This window comes from Cutibacterium sp. LaCa_89, from assembly GCF_058177555.1.
Genome location: NZ_CP190889.1, coordinates 1,053,602 through 1,069,901 on the forward strand (window position 1 = coordinate 1,053,602; position 16,300 = coordinate 1,069,901).

General features: G+C 61.6%; 19 protein-coding genes. 18 read left to right on the forward strand and 1 reads right to left on the reverse strand.

Translation table 11 applies throughout. The annotated features are described in order from the left end of the window. Positions 1-21: 21 nt before the first annotated feature. A complete protein-coding gene (locus tag ACP8LP_RS04845; protein WP_016665675.1) occupies positions 22-597 on the reverse strand; it encodes a phosphotransferase in 576 nt (191 codons plus the stop codon). Between the two features lie 442 nt (positions 598-1,039). Between ACP8LP_RS04845 and ACP8LP_RS04850 the strand changes: the two genes are divergently transcribed. The 18 genes from ACP8LP_RS04850 (at position 1,040) to ACP8LP_RS04935 (ending at position 16,245) form a co-directional block, all read left to right on the forward strand. Next, positions 1,040-1,153, forward strand: a complete 114-nt coding sequence (locus ACP8LP_RS04850; RefSeq protein ID WP_147612099.1) for a zinc finger domain-containing protein — start codon at positions 1,040-1,042, stop codon at positions 1,151-1,153. A 343-nt stretch (positions 1,154-1,496) separates the two neighbouring features. Further along, complete coding sequence (locus ACP8LP_RS04855) at positions 1,497-2,129, forward strand: GtrA family protein (protein WP_016665674.1); 633 nt, start codon at positions 1,497-1,499, stop codon at positions 2,127-2,129. A gap of 63 nt (positions 2,130-2,192) precedes the next feature. Continuing rightward, positions 2,193-2,360, forward strand: coding sequence for a hypothetical protein (locus ACP8LP_RS04860; protein WP_016665673.1), 168 nt, complete (start codon positions 2,193-2,195; stop codon positions 2,358-2,360). Between the two features lie 50 nt (positions 2,361-2,410). Continuing rightward, entirely contained in the window at positions 2,411-3,598 is a 1,188-nt protein-coding gene (gene ftsY / locus ACP8LP_RS04865) for a signal recognition particle-docking protein FtsY (protein WP_016665672.1), read from the forward strand. Positions 3,599-3,644: 46 nt separating this feature from the next. After that, positions 3,645-4,787 (forward strand): alpha/beta hydrolase, encoded by a 1,143-nt coding sequence (locus ACP8LP_RS04870; protein ID WP_279186526.1) that lies wholly within the window; start codon positions 3,645-3,647, stop codon positions 4,785-4,787. 75 nt (positions 4,788-4,862) lie between these two features. After that, the gene (gene ffh, locus ACP8LP_RS04875) at positions 4,863-6,449 is read left to right on the forward strand and encodes a signal recognition particle protein (protein ID WP_334353516.1); all 1,587 of its coding nucleotides are present in this window, start codon (positions 4,863-4,865) and stop codon (positions 6,447-6,449) included. A 75-nt stretch (positions 6,450-6,524) separates the two neighbouring features. Next, complete coding sequence (locus ACP8LP_RS04880; protein WP_016665669.1) at positions 6,525-7,688, forward strand: amidohydrolase family protein; 1,164 nt, start codon at positions 6,525-6,527, stop codon at positions 7,686-7,688. A gap of 204 nt (positions 7,689-7,892) precedes the next feature. Further along, a complete protein-coding gene (gene rpsP, locus ACP8LP_RS04885; RefSeq protein WP_016665668.1) occupies positions 7,893-8,336 on the forward strand; it encodes a 30S ribosomal protein S16 in 444 nt (147 codons plus the stop codon). 2 nt (positions 8,337-8,338) lie between these two features. Then, positions 8,339-8,617 carry an RNA-binding protein gene (locus tag ACP8LP_RS04890; protein WP_334353518.1) on the forward strand — a complete coding sequence of 93 codons (279 nt, stop codon included), beginning with the start codon at positions 8,339-8,341 and terminating at the stop codon, positions 8,615-8,617. 139 nt (positions 8,618-8,756) lie between these two features. Then, the gene (gene rimM, locus ACP8LP_RS04895; RefSeq protein ID WP_334353519.1) at positions 8,757-9,296 is read left to right on the forward strand and encodes a ribosome maturation factor RimM; all 540 of its coding nucleotides are present in this window, start codon (positions 8,757-8,759) and stop codon (positions 9,294-9,296) included. 2 nt (positions 9,297-9,298) lie between these two features. Next, a complete protein-coding gene (gene trmD / locus ACP8LP_RS04900; RefSeq protein ID WP_016665666.1) occupies positions 9,299-9,997 on the forward strand; it encodes a tRNA (guanosine(37)-N1)-methyltransferase TrmD in 699 nt (232 codons plus the stop codon). A gap of 202 nt (positions 9,998-10,199) precedes the next feature. After that, on the forward strand, positions 10,200-10,880 hold the full coding sequence (locus ACP8LP_RS04905) for a succinate dehydrogenase cytochrome b subunit (RefSeq protein WP_081302734.1): 681 nt from the start codon (positions 10,200-10,202) through the stop codon (positions 10,878-10,880). Continuing rightward, positions 10,880-12,907, forward strand: coding sequence for a fumarate reductase/succinate dehydrogenase flavoprotein subunit (locus ACP8LP_RS04910; protein ID WP_004808575.1), 2,028 nt, complete (start codon positions 10,880-10,882; stop codon positions 12,905-12,907). Before ACP8LP_RS04905 ends, ACP8LP_RS04910 begins: the two co-directional genes overlap by 1 nt. Next, positions 12,904-13,677, forward strand: coding sequence for a succinate dehydrogenase/fumarate reductase iron-sulfur subunit (locus ACP8LP_RS04915; RefSeq protein WP_004808573.1), 774 nt, complete (start codon positions 12,904-12,906; stop codon positions 13,675-13,677). The genes ACP8LP_RS04910 and ACP8LP_RS04915 overlap by 4 nt, the downstream gene beginning before the upstream one ends. Positions 13,678-13,921: 244 nt before the next feature. Beyond that, positions 13,922-14,275 carry a 50S ribosomal protein L19 gene (gene rplS / locus ACP8LP_RS04920; RefSeq protein WP_004808571.1) on the forward strand — a complete coding sequence of 118 codons (354 nt, stop codon included), beginning with the start codon at positions 13,922-13,924 and terminating at the stop codon, positions 14,273-14,275. 176 nt (positions 14,276-14,451) lie between these two features. Beyond that, entirely contained in the window at positions 14,452-15,273 is an 822-nt protein-coding gene (gene lepB, locus ACP8LP_RS04925; protein WP_334353521.1) for a signal peptidase I, read from the forward strand. 16 nt (positions 15,274-15,289) lie between these two features. After that, entirely contained in the window at positions 15,290-15,937 is a 648-nt protein-coding gene (locus ACP8LP_RS04930) for a ribonuclease HII (protein ID WP_016665662.1), read from the forward strand. Beyond that, positions 15,934-16,245 carry a DUF2469 domain-containing protein gene (locus tag ACP8LP_RS04935; protein ID WP_004808565.1) on the forward strand — a complete coding sequence of 104 codons (312 nt, stop codon included), beginning with the start codon at positions 15,934-15,936 and terminating at the stop codon, positions 16,243-16,245. The genes ACP8LP_RS04930 and ACP8LP_RS04935 overlap by 4 nt, the downstream gene beginning before the upstream one ends. Positions 16,246-16,300: the final 55 nt, after the last annotated feature.

A 16,300-nucleotide genomic window follows, 5' to 3' on the forward strand; every position in this document is an offset into this window, starting at 1 on the left:
TGAGCGCGGGGCGACCGTGTTCTACCCGAGGGTGTGGGCAAGTTGCAGGACGCGTTCAAACTCTGGCTGCGAGGCAACATCAGCGAGTTTCGTCGTTCGCCGGATGTGTGTAGCGAGGACGAGGGACAACTCGGCGATTTCGCCGAGCGCAATGTCTCGGTCGAAGCGCGCTCGGTCGAGAGTTGTTCCCGGCATAGAGCGGATGATCTCGAAGTATTGGGTGAGAAACTCTTCGCGAGCGTCTGTCGTCTGAACGTAGTAGCCACCTTCAGGCTTGCCAAAAGCAACGAATCGTGCGGGATCGCCGAAGTACGGGCTGATGTCAGCATGACCGAAATCGATGATTGTGGCGTCATGCCCATCCCAGAGCACATTCATCGGAAGCAGATCGTTCTCGCACAACGTCGATGGTGCGCTCGCCGCGCGATCAGCCCGTTCGGTGAGGGCTAAGGACAGCGAGGGGAGATGTTTTGCGACCAGAGCGAATTTCTCGGCTCTGGTTCCGTTGACGTTCGTGGCGGGGACTCTGACCAAAACCGTGCATGGAGGCGTGCCAAACCCTTCCCTGCGGCGGTTGCAGTTTCCCTGCGCAGACACTGGAGATCCTCGCCGCCTCGCTCCTCGAACGCATGCCACGTGTGGCCGTCTACAACCGCGGTTCCGAGCAACTGAGGCACAGGCAGATCGGGCTGCCCGTCAAGCCATCGCTCGTAGACGACGCCTTGGCCATCGTCGAGTTTGACCGCTAGCCGCGGGTTTCCTGCGGCGAGGTAGACGTTGTACTCTTTCTCAAAGCCCAGATCGATGTACTTTCCCAGCAATTGTCGGTCGCTCAGTTCGAGGGCATTCAGTACTGGCTCCAACTCGCTTCGATCGCAGGATCGTATCGACATCCCTCTTGTCGTCACGATTCAGAGGCTACTGACTTCTGAATCGTGACAACGCTGGATTCCGATGATGTCCGGCACAGATCAGTACGCGTCGACGACCTCAGCGTCACAAAGTCGTGAAGTCGGGTTACTTCGATCGGACCCTTGACGTGTACGGAAGCCAGGGCAAGGAGTGTCGATGTTGCGGCACCGTCATCGTTCGGGAGTCCTTCGCGAACAGGTCGTCGCACCGGTGCTCCCGGTGTCAGCGCTCGCGTCGGTGACCCGGTCATGTCCGTTCCCAGACCTCGACAGGTCTTGGTACGACGACGAACACTGGGCGAGGTCGCGGCGCGTCGAGGTGGGGAGGCCACGCCGGTGATCTGGCGGTGACCTTGGCACGAAGGTGCTCCATCTCGTAATCGAGCTGTTCAGAGGTTACGGTGAGTGGCCTTCATGGCGCTGGATCGGATGTGATCCTCGTACGGCCAAAGCAGTAGCCGCGCTCAGTGACTTCGTCGGTCAGGCCTGTCAGGATCAAGCCTCCACAATCGCACGTGTTGTCTTCGCTTTCGGGTGTTGCTGATGGGCACACCCATTTCTTGGCCCCTCCTTGTCGGGCATATCATGTCGCGGGTGATCATTGACCCATCTGTACCTGCGAGACGACGCATCAAGAAGCGTCACTTCATCGAGTTCTTGAAATTCGGAATCGTGGGTGGCTCCGGATTCGTGGTCAATATCGTCGTTGCCATCATCATGAACAAGTTGAATGGTGGCACCGAGCATGCCCAGGACATCCTGTTTAACTTGGCGGGTACACGATGGAACTTCCGTTTCACCAGCCTCGTCTGGTTGGTGGGTTTTGTGGTGGCAAACGTCACGAACTTCCAGCTCAACCGATCCTGGACCTTCAAGCGGGAGCGCCGCCGCGGCTGGTGGCGTGAGTTCTGGCCCTTCTTCGCCGTGGGGTCCGTGGCAGCGATCATCGGCATGTTCATCAAGATTCTGTTCACCAATCCAACCTCCCCGATCTACCTCCCCGAGCCGTGGTTCCACGAGAGCAAGGGATTCCACTCTCGTGAGTACTGGTCGCAGATCTTCGCCATCATCGTGACCATGCCCATCAATTTCGTCGTCAACAAGTTGTGGACGTTCCGCGCAGTCAAGCACTCTGGTGAGGTTCCCATGGTGGGTCCCGCTGTTTCTCCGGAGAATCTTGACGCGGACGACTCGTCCGAGGTGCGTGAGCACGTCTGAGAGACGCCTCGCATCAGGTACCCTGAATTTTCGGTACCCCGTTGACGGAAAGGTCGTGCTCGGATGGTCGTTTTCATCATCGCGATGATTCTTATCCTGGCAGTCGCGCTGGGCGTCTGTGCCGTGGTGATGTTTGGGTTGCGCCATCCTGGTGACGATCCCGATGCGAGTTTCTGGCGTCATGCTGCCACCCGGGTCGGGGAGGATCTCAGTGGTGTCCGACGCCGTTGAGGCGTTGCGAATCCTTGGTGCCGTGATGTGAGCGGCTAGTATCGGCGGACGTGGACCTGACTTACCTGATTTGGATCATTCTCGGCATCCTCGTCCTCGTGACGGTGGTTGCCGCCGTCACCGCTGGGATCTCACGGCGTAAGGCGCTTCGCGAGGGTTCCAAGCCTGCGGAGGTTGAGCCGACCCCGACCAAGGAACCCGAGGCCACTGGTGAGGAGAAGCCTGAGGCTGGTGCGACCGCGGCCCCTGCTCCTGCGACCGAGCCTGAGGCACCGTCCGAACCCAGGGTTGAGACTCCGGAGGCTGCGGGCTCGCGGATGGCACGACTCCGTCGCCGTCTGGCCAACAGCAACAACGCCTTGGCCCGTGGTCTGGCAGAGCTCCTGAGCGCCGACAAGCTCGACGACGACACCTGGGATGACTTCGAAACCACCCTCATCACCTCTGATCTTGGCGTGGGCCCGACCACGGAACTGGTCGAGAAGCTGCGCTCGGAACTGGCGATTGACGGCGTCTCCGACCCGGCCCGGGCCCGCGGGATCTTGCACCACGAGCTGGTCGAATTTGTCGGACCAGACATGGATCGGTCCATCAACCTCGATCATGCGGAGGGTAAGCCGGCAGTCGTCCTCATGGTCGGAGTCAATGGCACGGGCAAGACGACGACCTGCGGCAAATTGGCCCGCGTCCTGGTCGCAGAGGGCAAGACGGTCCTCCTCGGTGCCGCAGACACCTTCCGCGCCGCAGCTGGGGAGCAACTGGAAACCTGGGGGGAGCGCGTCGGCGTGCGCACCGTTCGCAAGGACGAAGGGGCTGATCCCGCCTCGGTCGCCTACGAAGCTGTTCAGGCCGGTATCGACGAAGGCGTTGACGTCGTGCTCGTCGACACTGCTGGCCGTCTTCACACCAAGGCCGGTCTCATGGACGAGCTGGGCAAGGTCAAGCGCGTCATCGAGAAGCTCGCCCCCGTCAGCGAGGTCCTACTCGTTCTCGATGCGACCACCGGCCAGAACGGTCTCACCCAGGCTCGTATCTTCTCCGAGGTCGTCGACGTCTCCGGCATCGTGCTGTCCAAGCTCGATGGCTCTGCTAAGGGCGGCATCGTCGTACAGGTGCAGCGCGAGCTGGGCGTTCCGGTCAAGCTCATCGGACTAGGCGAGGGCCCTGACGACCTGGCCCCCTTTGATGCAGAGGACTTCGTCACCGGTCTCATGGGCGATGAGCCTGCTGGCCATTGACGAGGAATCCTCTGGTGACCGGTGCGTTGTTGTCGTCTGTTGCCGCATGATGGTCAGTATTCTCAGCCCTGAGCTGTGCGCTGTTGTCCTCATCGCGGCCGTCGCGCTACCGCTGGCCTTCGCCACATGGCATGCTGTGCGGGGCACGGGCAGTTGGTGGCGCAAAGCCTTGCGTGGGCTGGGTCATTTCGTGGTGATCCTGGTGGCCCAGGCGCTGTTGATCGTGGGGTCTTTCCTCCACATCAATCGTGAATACGGGTTCTTCACCAGTTGGTCAGACCTGCTCGGCGAGGCCGAGCCGGCAGGTCCGGTCCACGATCTTGTCCCGATCCGCCGTACCAAGGTCAAGGACATCCCTGTCAGCAAGGACAATCCGCATCCCAACGGGCAGCTGGTGGGGTTGACGATGCCTGGCACGGACCCTCAGTACTCTCACGTCCCGGTGTGGTTGCCACCGCAGTACTTCGAGAAGTCGGAGCAGGGCACCCGTTTTCCGGTGCTGTATTACAACGGGGGAGTCAACGACACTGGTGACCATGGCAACGTCTCCATGGACCTCATCACACCCGCTCGGGAATTGGTCAAGAGACAGAAAATCAATCCGTTCGTCATCGTCTTCCTGCCCGGTCGAATTCGTAATGACATTGACAGCGAGTGCGTTGACGTCGGCCCGGTCTACCACGAGTCGTGGATCATGAAGACCGTCATGCCCCAAATCGAGTCGCATTACCGTGTGGGTCACGAGCGGGGATCCCGTTTCATCAGTGGGTGGAGCTCCGGCGGATACTGCTCGGCTAACCTCACCACTAAGTACCCGAAGACTTTCAATGCTGGATTCGGAATCGGTGGGTACTATCACCCCACTTTCGAAGGGGCGATTCTCAGCAGCGTCACTCAGCCGCTAATTGACGATAACTCAGTGGTGCGTAGGGTGAAGGAGAAGAAGGTCGACCGCAGCGTGCGATTCCTGTCTGTTCTCAATCGCAGCGACGTGCAGAGTTGGGGTCCGGGGCGAGAACCCGCGATCATTGACGGCCAGGTTGGACCTGACGGTGGACAGTTCCATCGACTCGCCAAGGGCCACCAGCAGTTCACCTTCATCGTGCTGCACGGAGGGGGGCACCGCAACACCGTGTACATGCCCTACGTCCAGCAGTGTCTGGAATGGCTGGGCCAGTTTGGTCTGTGACCTCGCTCTGAATCATCATGTCAGACCGGGACGGTAAACTGTCCCGGTAAGGAACTAGCGCGCTGAAGGACAACCGTGTTCGACACTCTCCAGGACCGCCTCGCATCCACTTTCAAAGGACTGCGTGGCAAGGGGCGTCTCACCGATGCCGACATCGACGCCACGACTCGCCAGATCCGCATCGCCCTCCTCGAGGCCGACGTCAACCTGAAGGTCGTCAAGGAATTCGTTGCGGCAGTCAAGGAACGCTGTCACGATGAGGAATTGTCGAAGGCGCTCAACCCTACTCAGCAGATCGTCAAGATCGTCAATGAGGAGCTCGTCGAGATCCTTGGCGGCCAGACCCGCACCGTCCGGTTCGCGAAGACCCCACCCACCGTCGTCATGCTCGCTGGACTTCAGGGTGCCGGTAAGACGACCCTGGCGGGCAAGCTTGCTCGGTGGTTCAAGGAAGAGGGGCACTCGCCGCTGCTGGCCGCCTGTGACCTGCAGCGTCCCAACGCGGTCACCCAGTTGCAGGTCGTCGGTGAGCGGGCTGGTGTGCATGTCTTCGCTCCTGAGCCCGGCAACGGTGTCGGCGATCCCATCCAGGTGGCTCGTGACGCCGTCGTCGAGGCCCAACGCAAGCTCTATGACGTCGTCATCATCGACACCGCCGGACGCTTGGGTGTCGATGCCGAGATGATGGCCCAGGCTGCCGGCATCAAGGCGGCCACCAACCCTGACGAGACGCTGTTCGTCGTCGACGCCATGATCGGTCAGGACGCGGTCAACACCGCGGTGGCCTTCCAGGAAGGGGTCGGCTTCGACGGGGTCGTCCTCACCAAGCTCGACGGCGACGCCCGTGGCGGTGCCGCCCTGTCCATCGCCCGGGTCGTCGGCAAGCCGATCATGTTCGCCTCCTCCGGTGAGGGGCTCAAGGACTTCGACGTCTTCCATCCCGACCGGATGGCCTCACGCATCCTCGACATGGGAGACATGCTCACCCTCATCGAGCAGGCTGAGAAGGCCTTCGACCAGGAACAGTCTCAAGCCGCTGCGGCCAAACTCATGGCCGGCAAGGGGGAATTCGGCCTCGACGACTTCCTCGGACTCATGCGCCAGATGCGTCGTATGGGGCCGATGTCCAAGATCATGGGCATGTTGCCTGGCGTCGGTCAGATGAAGGATCAGATCGAGAACATTGACGAGCGGGAGATCGACCGTATCGAGGCCATCATTTGTGCCATGACCCCGGCAGAGCGTGCCGACGTCTCGGTCCTCAACGGTTCGCGTCGCGCCCGTATCGCGAAGGGCTCCGGCGTCGAGGTCCGCGACGTCAACAACCTCGTCAACCGCTTCGTCGATGCCCGCAAGATGATGAGCCAGATGGGCCAGATGATGGGTCCGGGCGCTGGCCGCATGATGGGGTCGATGGCCAAACGCGGCTCCAAGCAGTCCAAGAAGAAGCAGAAGAACCGCAAGGGTTCTGGTAACCCAGCGAAGCGCGCGGCCCAGGCCCGTCAGGCAGCCGAGAAGCCGCATCACAACAGCGGCGAGGCATTCGGTGTTCCCGGTCAGCAGCAGCCGAGCCAGGAAGATCTGCAGAAGGCGATGAGCGAGTTCAAGATGCCGCCGTCGATGCAGCAGATGTTCGACCAGACCAACAAGGGTCCGCGCTGATCTGACGTTGGCAATGCCTCACGAGGTCGTGGGTTTGACGTTTCGTCTTCCGCGGCCTCGTGCCACGATGAGGGCATGGATGAAGACACCCAGCCGCTGTTCCACACTCATACCCATGACGGGTGGACGCACACTCACGTAGCTCCTGAGGCCCAGACTGCTCCTGCCGAGGATCTTCGGATCCGGGGAGTTGTCCTGCCCGACGTGGAGGAGCGTGAGCTATGGGTGCACGACGGCGTTCTTGTCGAGGGTCCACTGCCAGGTGCTCGCACCCTCGCCGACGGTTGTTGGATCATCCCGGGCTTGGTTGACGCTCACAACCACATCGGGCTGGACGGCCATGGTGCCGTCGACAAGGAGACGGCTGAGGAACAGGCTCGCACCGAGACGAGGACCGGCACCCTCCTCATTCGCGACGCTGGGTCCCCGAGTGACACCCATTGGATTGATGATCGCGACGACCTGCCTCGAGTCATCCGCGCCGGACGTCACATCGCTCGTCCCAAGCGCTACATCCGCAACTACGCAGCCGAGGTCGACCCGGAAGACCTCGTCGCCGAGGTGGATCGTCAGGCTCGCACAGGTGACGGCTGGGTCAAGCTCGTCGGTGACTGGATCGACCGTGCTGAGGGGGACCTGGCGCCGCTGTGGCCGGCTGACATCGCGAAGGAAGCAATCGATCGTGCTCATGAGCTCGGTGCCCGTGTCACGGCCCACTGCTTCTCCGAGGAGGCTCCGGCCCAGCTCGTCGACGCAGGCATCGACTGCATCGAGCACGGCACCGGCCTGACTGACGAGACCATCGCCACCATGGCTGAGCGCGGGGTCGGACTCGTTCCGACCCTGGTCAACATCGAGACCTTCCCGTCCATCGCAGCCCAGGCCGACGCCAAGTTCCCTACCTACGCAGCCCACATGCGTCATCTGCATGCTCACCGGATGGAAACCATCGGCAAGGCCGTCGATGCCGGGGTTCCGATCTACGCAGGTACTGACGCCGGCGGCACCATCGAACACGGTCTGATCGCCTCGGAGGTGCGGTTGTTGGCCGCAGTTGGAGGAGCGGAGATGGCATTGGGGGCAGCATCCTGGCGAGCTCGGGCCTGGTTGGGCGGCGAGCAACTGGGGATTGGGGACTCCGCCGACCTTCTCGTCCTCGATCGCGACCCGAGGGTGGACGTCAGAGTCCTGGAGTCTCCCATGCACATCCTGCTGAGGGGGCGAGTCGTCATTCGGTGACGGGTAGCCGGAGGAGGGGCTCGGACTCGCGTCGACGCTCTGGATGTGGCACAATACCGAGAGCTTCTGTCCGTTCGGTGCCCTCTCTAGCCGGCGGACGGTTCCATCCGAGTTCGGTTACGGTGTCCCCACATCGCAATCCGCGCTCACCCGTAACTTCCCGGGTTTGATCCCGGGCGTCTCACTACAGGAGATACCACACACGTGGCTACCAAGATTCGTCTGAAGCGTCTCGGCAAGATCCGCACCCCGCACTACCGTGTCGTCGTCATGGATTCGCGCACCAAGCGCGACGGTCGTGCCATCGAGGAGATCGGCCAGTACCACCCGAAGAACGACCCCTCGGTCATCGAGATCGACTCCGAGCGCGTCCAGTACTGGCTCGGCGTCGGCGCCCAGCCGACCGAGGCCGTCGTCGCCCTGCTCAAGCGCACCGGTGACTGGCAGAAGTTCACCGGTGACACCTCGGCGTCTGGTGTGACCCCGCAGGCTGAGCGTTCCAACAAGGATGACCTGTTCAACGCCGCTCTGGCCGAGGCTGATGAGGCCCCGCGCGAGGCCATCACTAAGAAGGCTGAGGAGCCCGCTGCCGAGGATGCTGCTGAGTCGGCCGCCGAGGAGAAGTCCGACGAGAAGGCTGAGGCCTGATCGTGCTCGCTGACGCCCTGGAACACCTCGTTTCCGGCATCGTCGCCAATCCCGACGATGTCCGGGTTCGGGAGAAGGACCTGCGACGCGGCCGGATGCTCGAGGTGCGTGTCAACCCCTCCGACATCGGCAAGGTCATCGGTCGTCAGGGCCGTACGGCCTCCTCGCTGCGCACGGTCATCGATGCCCTGGCCGGTGATGAGCAGATCAGGATCGACTTCGTCGACGTCGATCGCCGTGGTTCGGGACGCTGTTCCGAGCACCGTGGCCGTCGTCACTGAGCCGCCAATTCTCTGATACGCCAGTCAATTGGCAATATGGGCCGTGGTCCCGCTTAGGTGGGGCTGCGGCCCATTTGTCGTGTTCGACACTTTTGTCCAGCCGCAGACGCGGCAGTACCCATGAGCTTCAGGAGTCACAGTGGAACAGCAGGCAACAGTGGAAGTTGTCGTCGGTCGGGTGGGACGTGCCCATGGTCTGCGGGGAGACGTCGTCGTCGAGGTTCGTACCGACGAGCCCGACGAGAGGTTCGACGTTGGTGCGACAGTTTGCATCGAAGGCACGCGGCGGGAGTTGACAGTTGCCAGATCACGATGGGCCAAGGGCAGCCTGATCGTCGCCTTCAAGGAGGTCGCCGATCGGAATGGCGCCGAGGAGCTGCGAGGTTCGGTGTTGGTGGCTGACGTCGAGGCCGATGAGGAGCCAGCTGATCCAGAAGAGTTCTGGGACCGTCAGTTGCGGGGACTAGCAGTGGTTGACGAGTCCGGTCAGGCACGGGGAACCGTCAAGGACATTCTCCACCTGCCGGCCCAGGATGTGCTCGCCATCGATGTCGACGGCGACGAACATCTGGTGCCGTTCGTTCGCCAGCTCGTTCCCACCGCTGACGTCGCTGCCGGTCAGATCGTTGTCGCCAGTATCCCTGGACTTCTTGACGACGATGCCGAGGAGGCGAGGTAACGATGAGGCTGGACTACCTGTCGATCTTCCCCGGATACTTCGACGTTCTCGACATCTCCCTGTTGGGAAAGGCTGTCGACAATGGTTTGGTCGAGGTCCACGCCCATGACCTGCGCGACTGGACCCACGATCGTCATCGCACTGTCGATGACACCCCGTGCGGCGGTGGCGCCGGCATGGTCATGAAGCCTGATCCCTGGGGCGAGGCCTTCGACGGGATCATTGGTATTGAACCCGATCCGTCGGTCCACGTGATCTTCCCGACTCCCTCCGGAATTCCGTTCACACAGTCCGCTGCCCAGGAGCTGTCGACGGTTGAGCGGGTCGTCTTCTGTTGCGGACGCTACGAGGGCATCGATCACCGGGTCATCGACTACGCGCGAACCATGTGGACCGTCCATGAACTGAGTCTGGGCGACTACGTCCTCAACGGGGGAGAGGTCGCTGCCCTGGCCATCACCGAAGCTGTCGTCCGTCTGATTCCCGGATTCATGGGTAACCCGGAGTCCCTCGCGGAGGAGTCGTTCTCGCCGGGCCAGGAACGACTGTTGGAGTACCCGCTGTTCACTCGACCAGTGTCATGGCGAGGGATGGATGTCCCTGAGGTCCTCATGAGTGGGCACCACGGTCGTATCGCCGAATGGAGACGAGAGGAGTCGTTGTTGCTCACTCGTGATCGTCGTCCGGACTTGACTGATTAAGACTCAGGGAGACAACGTATTCGAAGTCGCCAATACCCTAAATTCGAACCAAAAATGTTGCGTTAATATTGACTAAAACACGTAGTCATAGCGCAGTTGTAAGGAGATTTTGAAAACACTGGGGGCCGTGAGGCAAAGGGGCTGTTGATTGGATAGTCTTTGCTCCGTGGCGACTACAACACTTACTACTCATCAGAGAGCAGTGCGATCAACTGTCGCGGCGAAGGCCCTCATGGCCGTCACCGGCATCATCTTGGTCCTCTTCCTGCTCATGCACATGTTCGGCAACTTGAAGTTGCTCGGTAGCAACGAGGAGTTCAACGACTACGCCAGCTACCTCCGTACGATTCTTAACCCGATCCTTCCGGGTGAGTCGTTCCTGTGGATCTTCCGAATCTTCATGTTGCTGGCGATTGTGCTGCACATTTGGTCGGCGATCCGCGTCACCAAGCAGCGTCGCATCGGTACTGGTGGCGCTGGTCGTTACTCCGTGAAGAAGAACCTCTCCCCGGAGAACACCTACGCGGCCCGCACGATGTACTGGGGCGGTTGGATCATCTTCGCGTTCCTCATCCTTCACCTGCTGCAGTTCACCATCAGCCCTGATCTGTTCAACAACCCGCCGACCGACGCGGCTGGGCGTGCAGGCATGGTGCTCACAGCCTTCAGTCACTGGTGGTTCGTGCTCATCTACCTCATCGCCATCATCGCGGTGTGCATGCACGTTTCCCATGGTTTCTGGAGCGCCTTCGCGACCCTCGGTGTCAACGTCTCTGGTACCGCTCGCGCTGTGCTGCGCGTGTGCTCCTGGATCGTCGCCATCGTGATCCTCGTGGGCTTCATGGTTCCTCCCTTCCTGATCCTGTTCGGGGTGATCTCCTGATGACTGCAACAGCTACGTCGAACAACAACGCCGCTCTGGCCGACCAGTACTGGACGACCGGCGACGAGATTCATGACACGAAGGCCAACCACGACCTTCCGATCGAGAAGATCTGGACTGATCGTCAGTTCACCTCTCGTCTGGTCAACCCGGCCAACCGCCGCAAGATGACCGTCATCATCGTCGGCACCGGCCTGGCCGGTGGCTCCGCTGCTGCCACCCTTGGTGAGGCTGGTTACCGCGTCGAGAACTTCTGTTACCAGGACTCTCCGCGTCGTGCCCATTCCATCGCTGCCCAGGGTGGCATCAACGCTGCGAAGAACTACAAGAACGACGGTGACTCCATCTACCGCCTGTTCTACGACACCGTGAAGGGCGGCGACTACCGCTCCCGCGAGACGAACGTCTACCGTCTGGCCGCGGTCAGCGCGAACATCATCGACCAGTGCGTCGCCCAGGGTGTTCCGTTCGCCCGTGAGTACGGTGGCCTGCTCGACAACCGTTCCTTCGGTGGCGTCCAGGTGCAGCGCACCTTCTACGCTCGTGGACAGACGGGTCAGCAGCTGCTGATCGGCGCCTACCAGGCCCTCGAGCGTCAGGTCCATGCCGGAACCGTCCACATGCACACCCGTCACGAGATGGTCGAGCTCATCGTTGCCGATGGTCGTGCCCGCGGCATCGTGACCCGTGACATGGTCACCGGCAAGATCGAGGAGTGGTTCGGCGACGCTGTCGTCCTGGCCACCGGTGGTTACGGCAACGTCTTCTTCCTGTCGACAAACGCCATGGGCTGCAACGTCACCGCCTCGTGGCGTGCCCATCGCAAGGGTGCCTACTTCGGCAACCCGTGCTACACGCAGATCCACCCGACCTGCATCCCGGTGCACGGCGAGAACCAGTCGAAGCTGACCCTGATGTCGGAGTCGCTGCGCAACGACGGTCGTATCTGGGTGCCGAAGCGCGCCGAGGACTGCGAGAAGGATCCGCGTGACATCCCCGAAGAAGATCGCGACTACTACTTGGAGCGCATCTACCCGTCCTTCGGCAACCTGGTTCCTCGTGACATCGCCTCCCGTCAGGCCAAGTACCGCTGTGACGAGGGTCGCGGCGTTGGCCCGAAGGTCCGTGAGGTCGATGCCGACGGCACCGAGCACATGCGCTCCCGTGGTGTCTACCTCGACTTCTCCGAGGCCATTGAGCGCATGGGCAAGGATGCTGTCGAGAAGAAGTACGGCAACCTCTTCGACATGTATCAGCGGATCACCGATGAGAACCCGTACGAGGTTCCGATGCGGATCTACCCCGCTGTGCACTACACCATGGGTGGCCTGTGGGTCGACTACGACCTGCAGTCGACCATCCCGGGCCTGTTCGTCTGTGGCGAGGCCAACTTCTCCGATCACGGTGCCAACCGACTCGGTGCTTCGGCCCTGATGCAGGGTCTGGCTGATGGTTACTGGGTGCTGCCCAACACCATCACCGACTACCTGGCCGACTCCCCGAAGTTCGGCAAGGTGGACGAGAAGCACCCGGCCGCCGTCGAGGCCCGTCAGGCCGTCGAGAGCCGCATCAACAAGCTCTTGACGATCAACGGAACCCGCACCGTCGACTCGATCCACAAGGAACTCGGCCACATCATGTGGGAGTACTGCGGCATGGAGCGCAACGAGGCCGGCCTCGTCAAGGCCATCGGTCTCATCCGCAACCTGCGCAACGAGTTCTGGACCAACGTCAAGGTCACCGGCGTCAACGAGGAGCTCAACCAGACCCTCGAGCGTGCCGGACGTCTCGTTGACTTCCTGGAGCTCGGTGAGCTGATGTGCATCGATGCTCTGCATCGTCGCGAGTCCTGTGGCGGTCACTTCCGCGCCGAGTCTCAGACCGAGGAGGGCGAGGCCCTGCGTCACGACGATCAGTACCAGTACGTCGCTGCCTGGGAGTGGACCGGTGAGGGCCACAAGCCGACCCTGCACAAGGAGCCGCTGGTCTACAAGTCCATCCAGGTCAAGCAGAGGAGCTACAAGTGAAGATCAACCTGCGAATCTGGCGCCAGCGCAACACCCAGGATCAGGGCCGTCTCGTCGAGTACACCCTGGACGGTGTCTCCGGTGACATGTCCTTCCTCGAGATGCTGGACATGCTCAACGAGAACCTCACCGCTCAAGGTGAGGAGCCCGTGGCCTTCGACTCGGACTGCCGCGAGGGCATCTGTGGCCAGTGTGGCGTCGTCATCAACGGCGTGCCGCACGGTGGCATGGGCGTCGCCCAGCCGGTGCGTACCACCACCTGTCAGCTGCACATGCGCTCCTTCGCTGATGGCTCGACCATCACGATTGAGCCCTGGAAGTCCGGTGCCTTCCCGATCCTGCGGGACCTCATCGTGGACCGCTCGGCCCTCGACCGCGTCATCCAGGCTGGCGGCTACATCTCCGTGAACACCGGTGCTGCCCCGGATGCCCATGCTGTCCAGGTCAACAAGAAGCGCTCTGACCGCTCCTTCGATGCCGCTACCTGCATCGGCTGTGGTGCTTGTGTGGCTGCCTGCCCGAACGGCTCCTCGATGTTGTTCACCTCGGCGAAGATCACCCACCTTGCCATGCTTCCGCAGGGACAGCCGGAGCGGATGCGTCGTGTCAAGGCCATGGCTGCCCAGAACGACGCCGAGGGATTTGGTGGCTGCACCAACATTGGTGAGTGCGCCTCGGTGTGCCCGAAGGGCATCCCGCTGGAGTCCATCAGCCAGCTCAACCGCGACCTCATCGCCTCGCTGTTCAAGCATGACGGCAAGGATGACTGAGTTCTGACCCATGTGGTCGACCACACGGGCCCCGACACCATCTGGTGCCGGGGCCCCGTCGGTTCCATGGAGTTGACGGGGCCAGCCTCGTGGTATGCAATTTGGTGTCAGCCCTTTGAGTGTGGAAAAATGTCCTGCTGTTGTCCGTGTCCGGCTCCTGCCACAGGGGGATCGTCCGGAGCGCGGGGACCACATCTTTTGAACACGAGCACCAGGTGACCTGTGGCACCGGCGAGGAAACACCATGAGCAACATCATCGACGAGATCGACAAGGCCTCGATGCGCGACGACATTCCCGAGTTCCGCCCTGGCGACTCGGTGAAGGTCCACGTCAAGGTCGTCGAGGGCAGCCGCACCCGTGTGCAGGTCTTCGCCGGAACCGTCATCTCGCGTACCGGTGGTGGCGTCCAGGAGTCCTTCACCGTCCGCAAGCTGAGCTTCGGAACGGGTGTCGAGCGTACCTTCCCACTGCACTCCCCGATCATTGAGAAGATCGAGGTTGATCGCCACGGTGCCGTCCGTCGCGCCAAGCTGTACTACCTGCGCGGTCTGCGCGGCAAGGCTGCCAAGATCAAGGAGAAGGGCGCAGCTCGCTGACGTCGTCCTCACAGTAACGGGGTTTCGCTTGTGCGGGGCCCCGTTTTCGTGTGTCTTATGAGGTCTGGGTTGATCGACGCTCGACGAGGTGACCAGAGTGTGTTCTGGACGTTGGTTACACTGCAGGTTGGCACCTGCCGGGACGTTCCCGGGAGGTAAGAGGGAGAGGTATCGCCGTGGCGTATGACTACGAGGCGCGAAGGACTGCCGATGGCGACACCGATGGCCCGCAGGCTGCAGGAGCCACGACTGGGTCGCAACGACCGAGCGCATGGCAGCGGTTCCGATCCGGAATGATGGAAATCGTCCTCATCATTGTCGGAGCTCTCGTCATCTCGGCCATCCTGCGAGCCTTCGTGGGACAGATGTTCGTCATTCCCTCCAGATCCATGCAGAACACCCTGCAGGTCGGTGATCGCGTGGTGGCCGTCAAGGCAGCGGACTTTCATCGTGGTGACGTCGTCGTGTTCAAGGACACCGAGCACTGGCTTCCCGCAGCCCAAGATCGTCGCTCTGTCGCGGGCAAAGTGCTGGAGTTCGTGGGTCTGCTGCCCAACACGAGCTCCAACTACCTCATCAAACGCGTTATCGGAATGCCCGGCGACACCGTTGCCTGCTGCAACCTCAAGGGTCAGGTGACCGTCAACGGGAAAGCCCTTGACGAGCGTTCCTACCTGTACTCGGAGAACGGTCAGATGGTCGAGCCGTCGACGATGAAGTTCCGGGTCACCGTTCCCAAGGACCGGATGTTCGTGATGGGGGATCACCGCAACGCGTCGGGAGATTCTCGCTACCACATCCAGGACCTCGATCCTGACGGGTACACGGGTGCTCCCGGGTTCGTTCCTCTCGACAACGTCGTCGGGCCGGCAAAGGCCATTCTCATGCCTCTTAACCGTATTGACGGGCTGGGGACCCCTGACACATTCAAGGGCATTCCCGACCGGTCTGGCTCAGCCCCTGACAAGGCGCGCATCTGCGTCGGCGACGAGTGCTAGCCCCGGTGACGACGCCATGGCCGTGACGGTGCGCGTCGGGCCTGGTCCGATGGGCCATGAAAGGGCCCTGACGAGAGCAGGTCTGGGTCCGGTCGCCGGGTGTGACGAGGCCGGCAGGGGAGCCTGTGCCGGGCCTTTGGTGGCCGCTGCCGTGATCCTCGATGATCGCAGGTCATCACGGATCGAGGGGCTCGCCGATTCCAAGACCTTGTCTGTCGTCAAACGAGAGCGACTGTTCGACATCATCATGGACAAAGCGTTGGCCGTGTCATGGGTCCGTGTGGAGGCCGACGAGTGCGACCGGTTGGGTATGCAAGAAGCCGACATCAGCGGGCTGAGACGCGCCGTTGCACGGTTGGATGTCGAGCCAGGGTACGTGCTGTCAGACGGGTTCCCCGTGGATGGACTGACCGTTCCGGACCTGGGAATGTGGAAGGCTGACGCAGTGTGTGCCTGCGTGGCAGCGGCGTCGATCGTGGCGAAAGTGGCCAGGGACCGCATCATGATTGCCATGGACGAGGAGATTCCTGGTTATGACTTCGCGGTGCACAAGGGATATTCGACGGCCTTGCACCAACGACGTCTGGAGGAGCTGGGGCCGTCACCCCAGCATCGGATGAGCTATGGCAACGTGCAACGAGCGGCTAGGCTGCATTCATCATGAGTGCCGAGGATCTGGAACAGTACGAGAACCGCATGGAGCTTGAGCTCTACCGCGAGTACAAGGACGTCGTCGGCATCTTCAAATATGCCGTTGAGACCGAGAGACGGTTCTACCTGTGCAACGTCGTTGACCTCAAGGTACGTACCGAGGGCGGTGACGTCTACTACGAGGTGTCCATGGCGGACGCTTGGGTGTGGGACATGTATCGGCCGTCCAGGTTCGTCAAGAGCGCCAAGATCCTTACCTTCCGCGATGTGTCGATCGAGGAGATCGTGCATCCCGACTTCGATGAGGTTCCCTCCACGTAAGTGGCTGCATCGTCTGGGGACAACTCGTGGTGTTCATGGCAGGCCAGATTGGTCT

What these genes read in the sequence shown, in the direction of transcription:
- ACP8LP_RS04855 (WP_016665674.1), top strand. Translation starts at nt 1,497, where the DNA reads ATGTCGCGGGTGATCATTGACCCATCTGTACCTGCGAGACGACGCATC.
- ACP8LP_RS04860 (WP_016665673.1), top strand. Translation starts at nt 2,193, where the DNA reads ATGGTCGTTTTCATCATCGCGATGATTCTTATCCTGGCAGTCGCGCTG.
- ACP8LP_RS04870 (WP_279186526.1), top strand. Translation starts at nt 3,645, where the DNA reads ATGATGGTCAGTATTCTCAGCCCTGAGCTGTGCGCTGTTGTCCTCATC.
- ACP8LP_RS04880 (WP_016665669.1), top strand. Translation starts at nt 6,525, where the DNA reads ATGGATGAAGACACCCAGCCGCTGTTCCACACTCATACCCATGACGGG.
- trmD (WP_016665666.1), top strand. Translation starts at nt 9,299, where the DNA reads ATGAGGCTGGACTACCTGTCGATCTTCCCCGGATACTTCGACGTTCTC.
- ACP8LP_RS04910 (WP_004808575.1), top strand. Translation starts at nt 10,880, where the DNA reads ATGACTGCAACAGCTACGTCGAACAACAACGCCGCTCTGGCCGACCAG.
- rplS (WP_004808571.1), top strand. Translation starts at nt 13,922, where the DNA reads ATGAGCAACATCATCGACGAGATCGACAAGGCCTCGATGCGCGACGAC.
- ACP8LP_RS04930 (WP_016665662.1), top strand. Translation starts at nt 15,290, where the DNA reads ATGGCCGTGACGGTGCGCGTCGGGCCTGGTCCGATGGGCCATGAAAGG.
- ACP8LP_RS04935 (WP_004808565.1), top strand. Translation starts at nt 15,934, where the DNA reads ATGAGTGCCGAGGATCTGGAACAGTACGAGAACCGCATGGAGCTTGAG.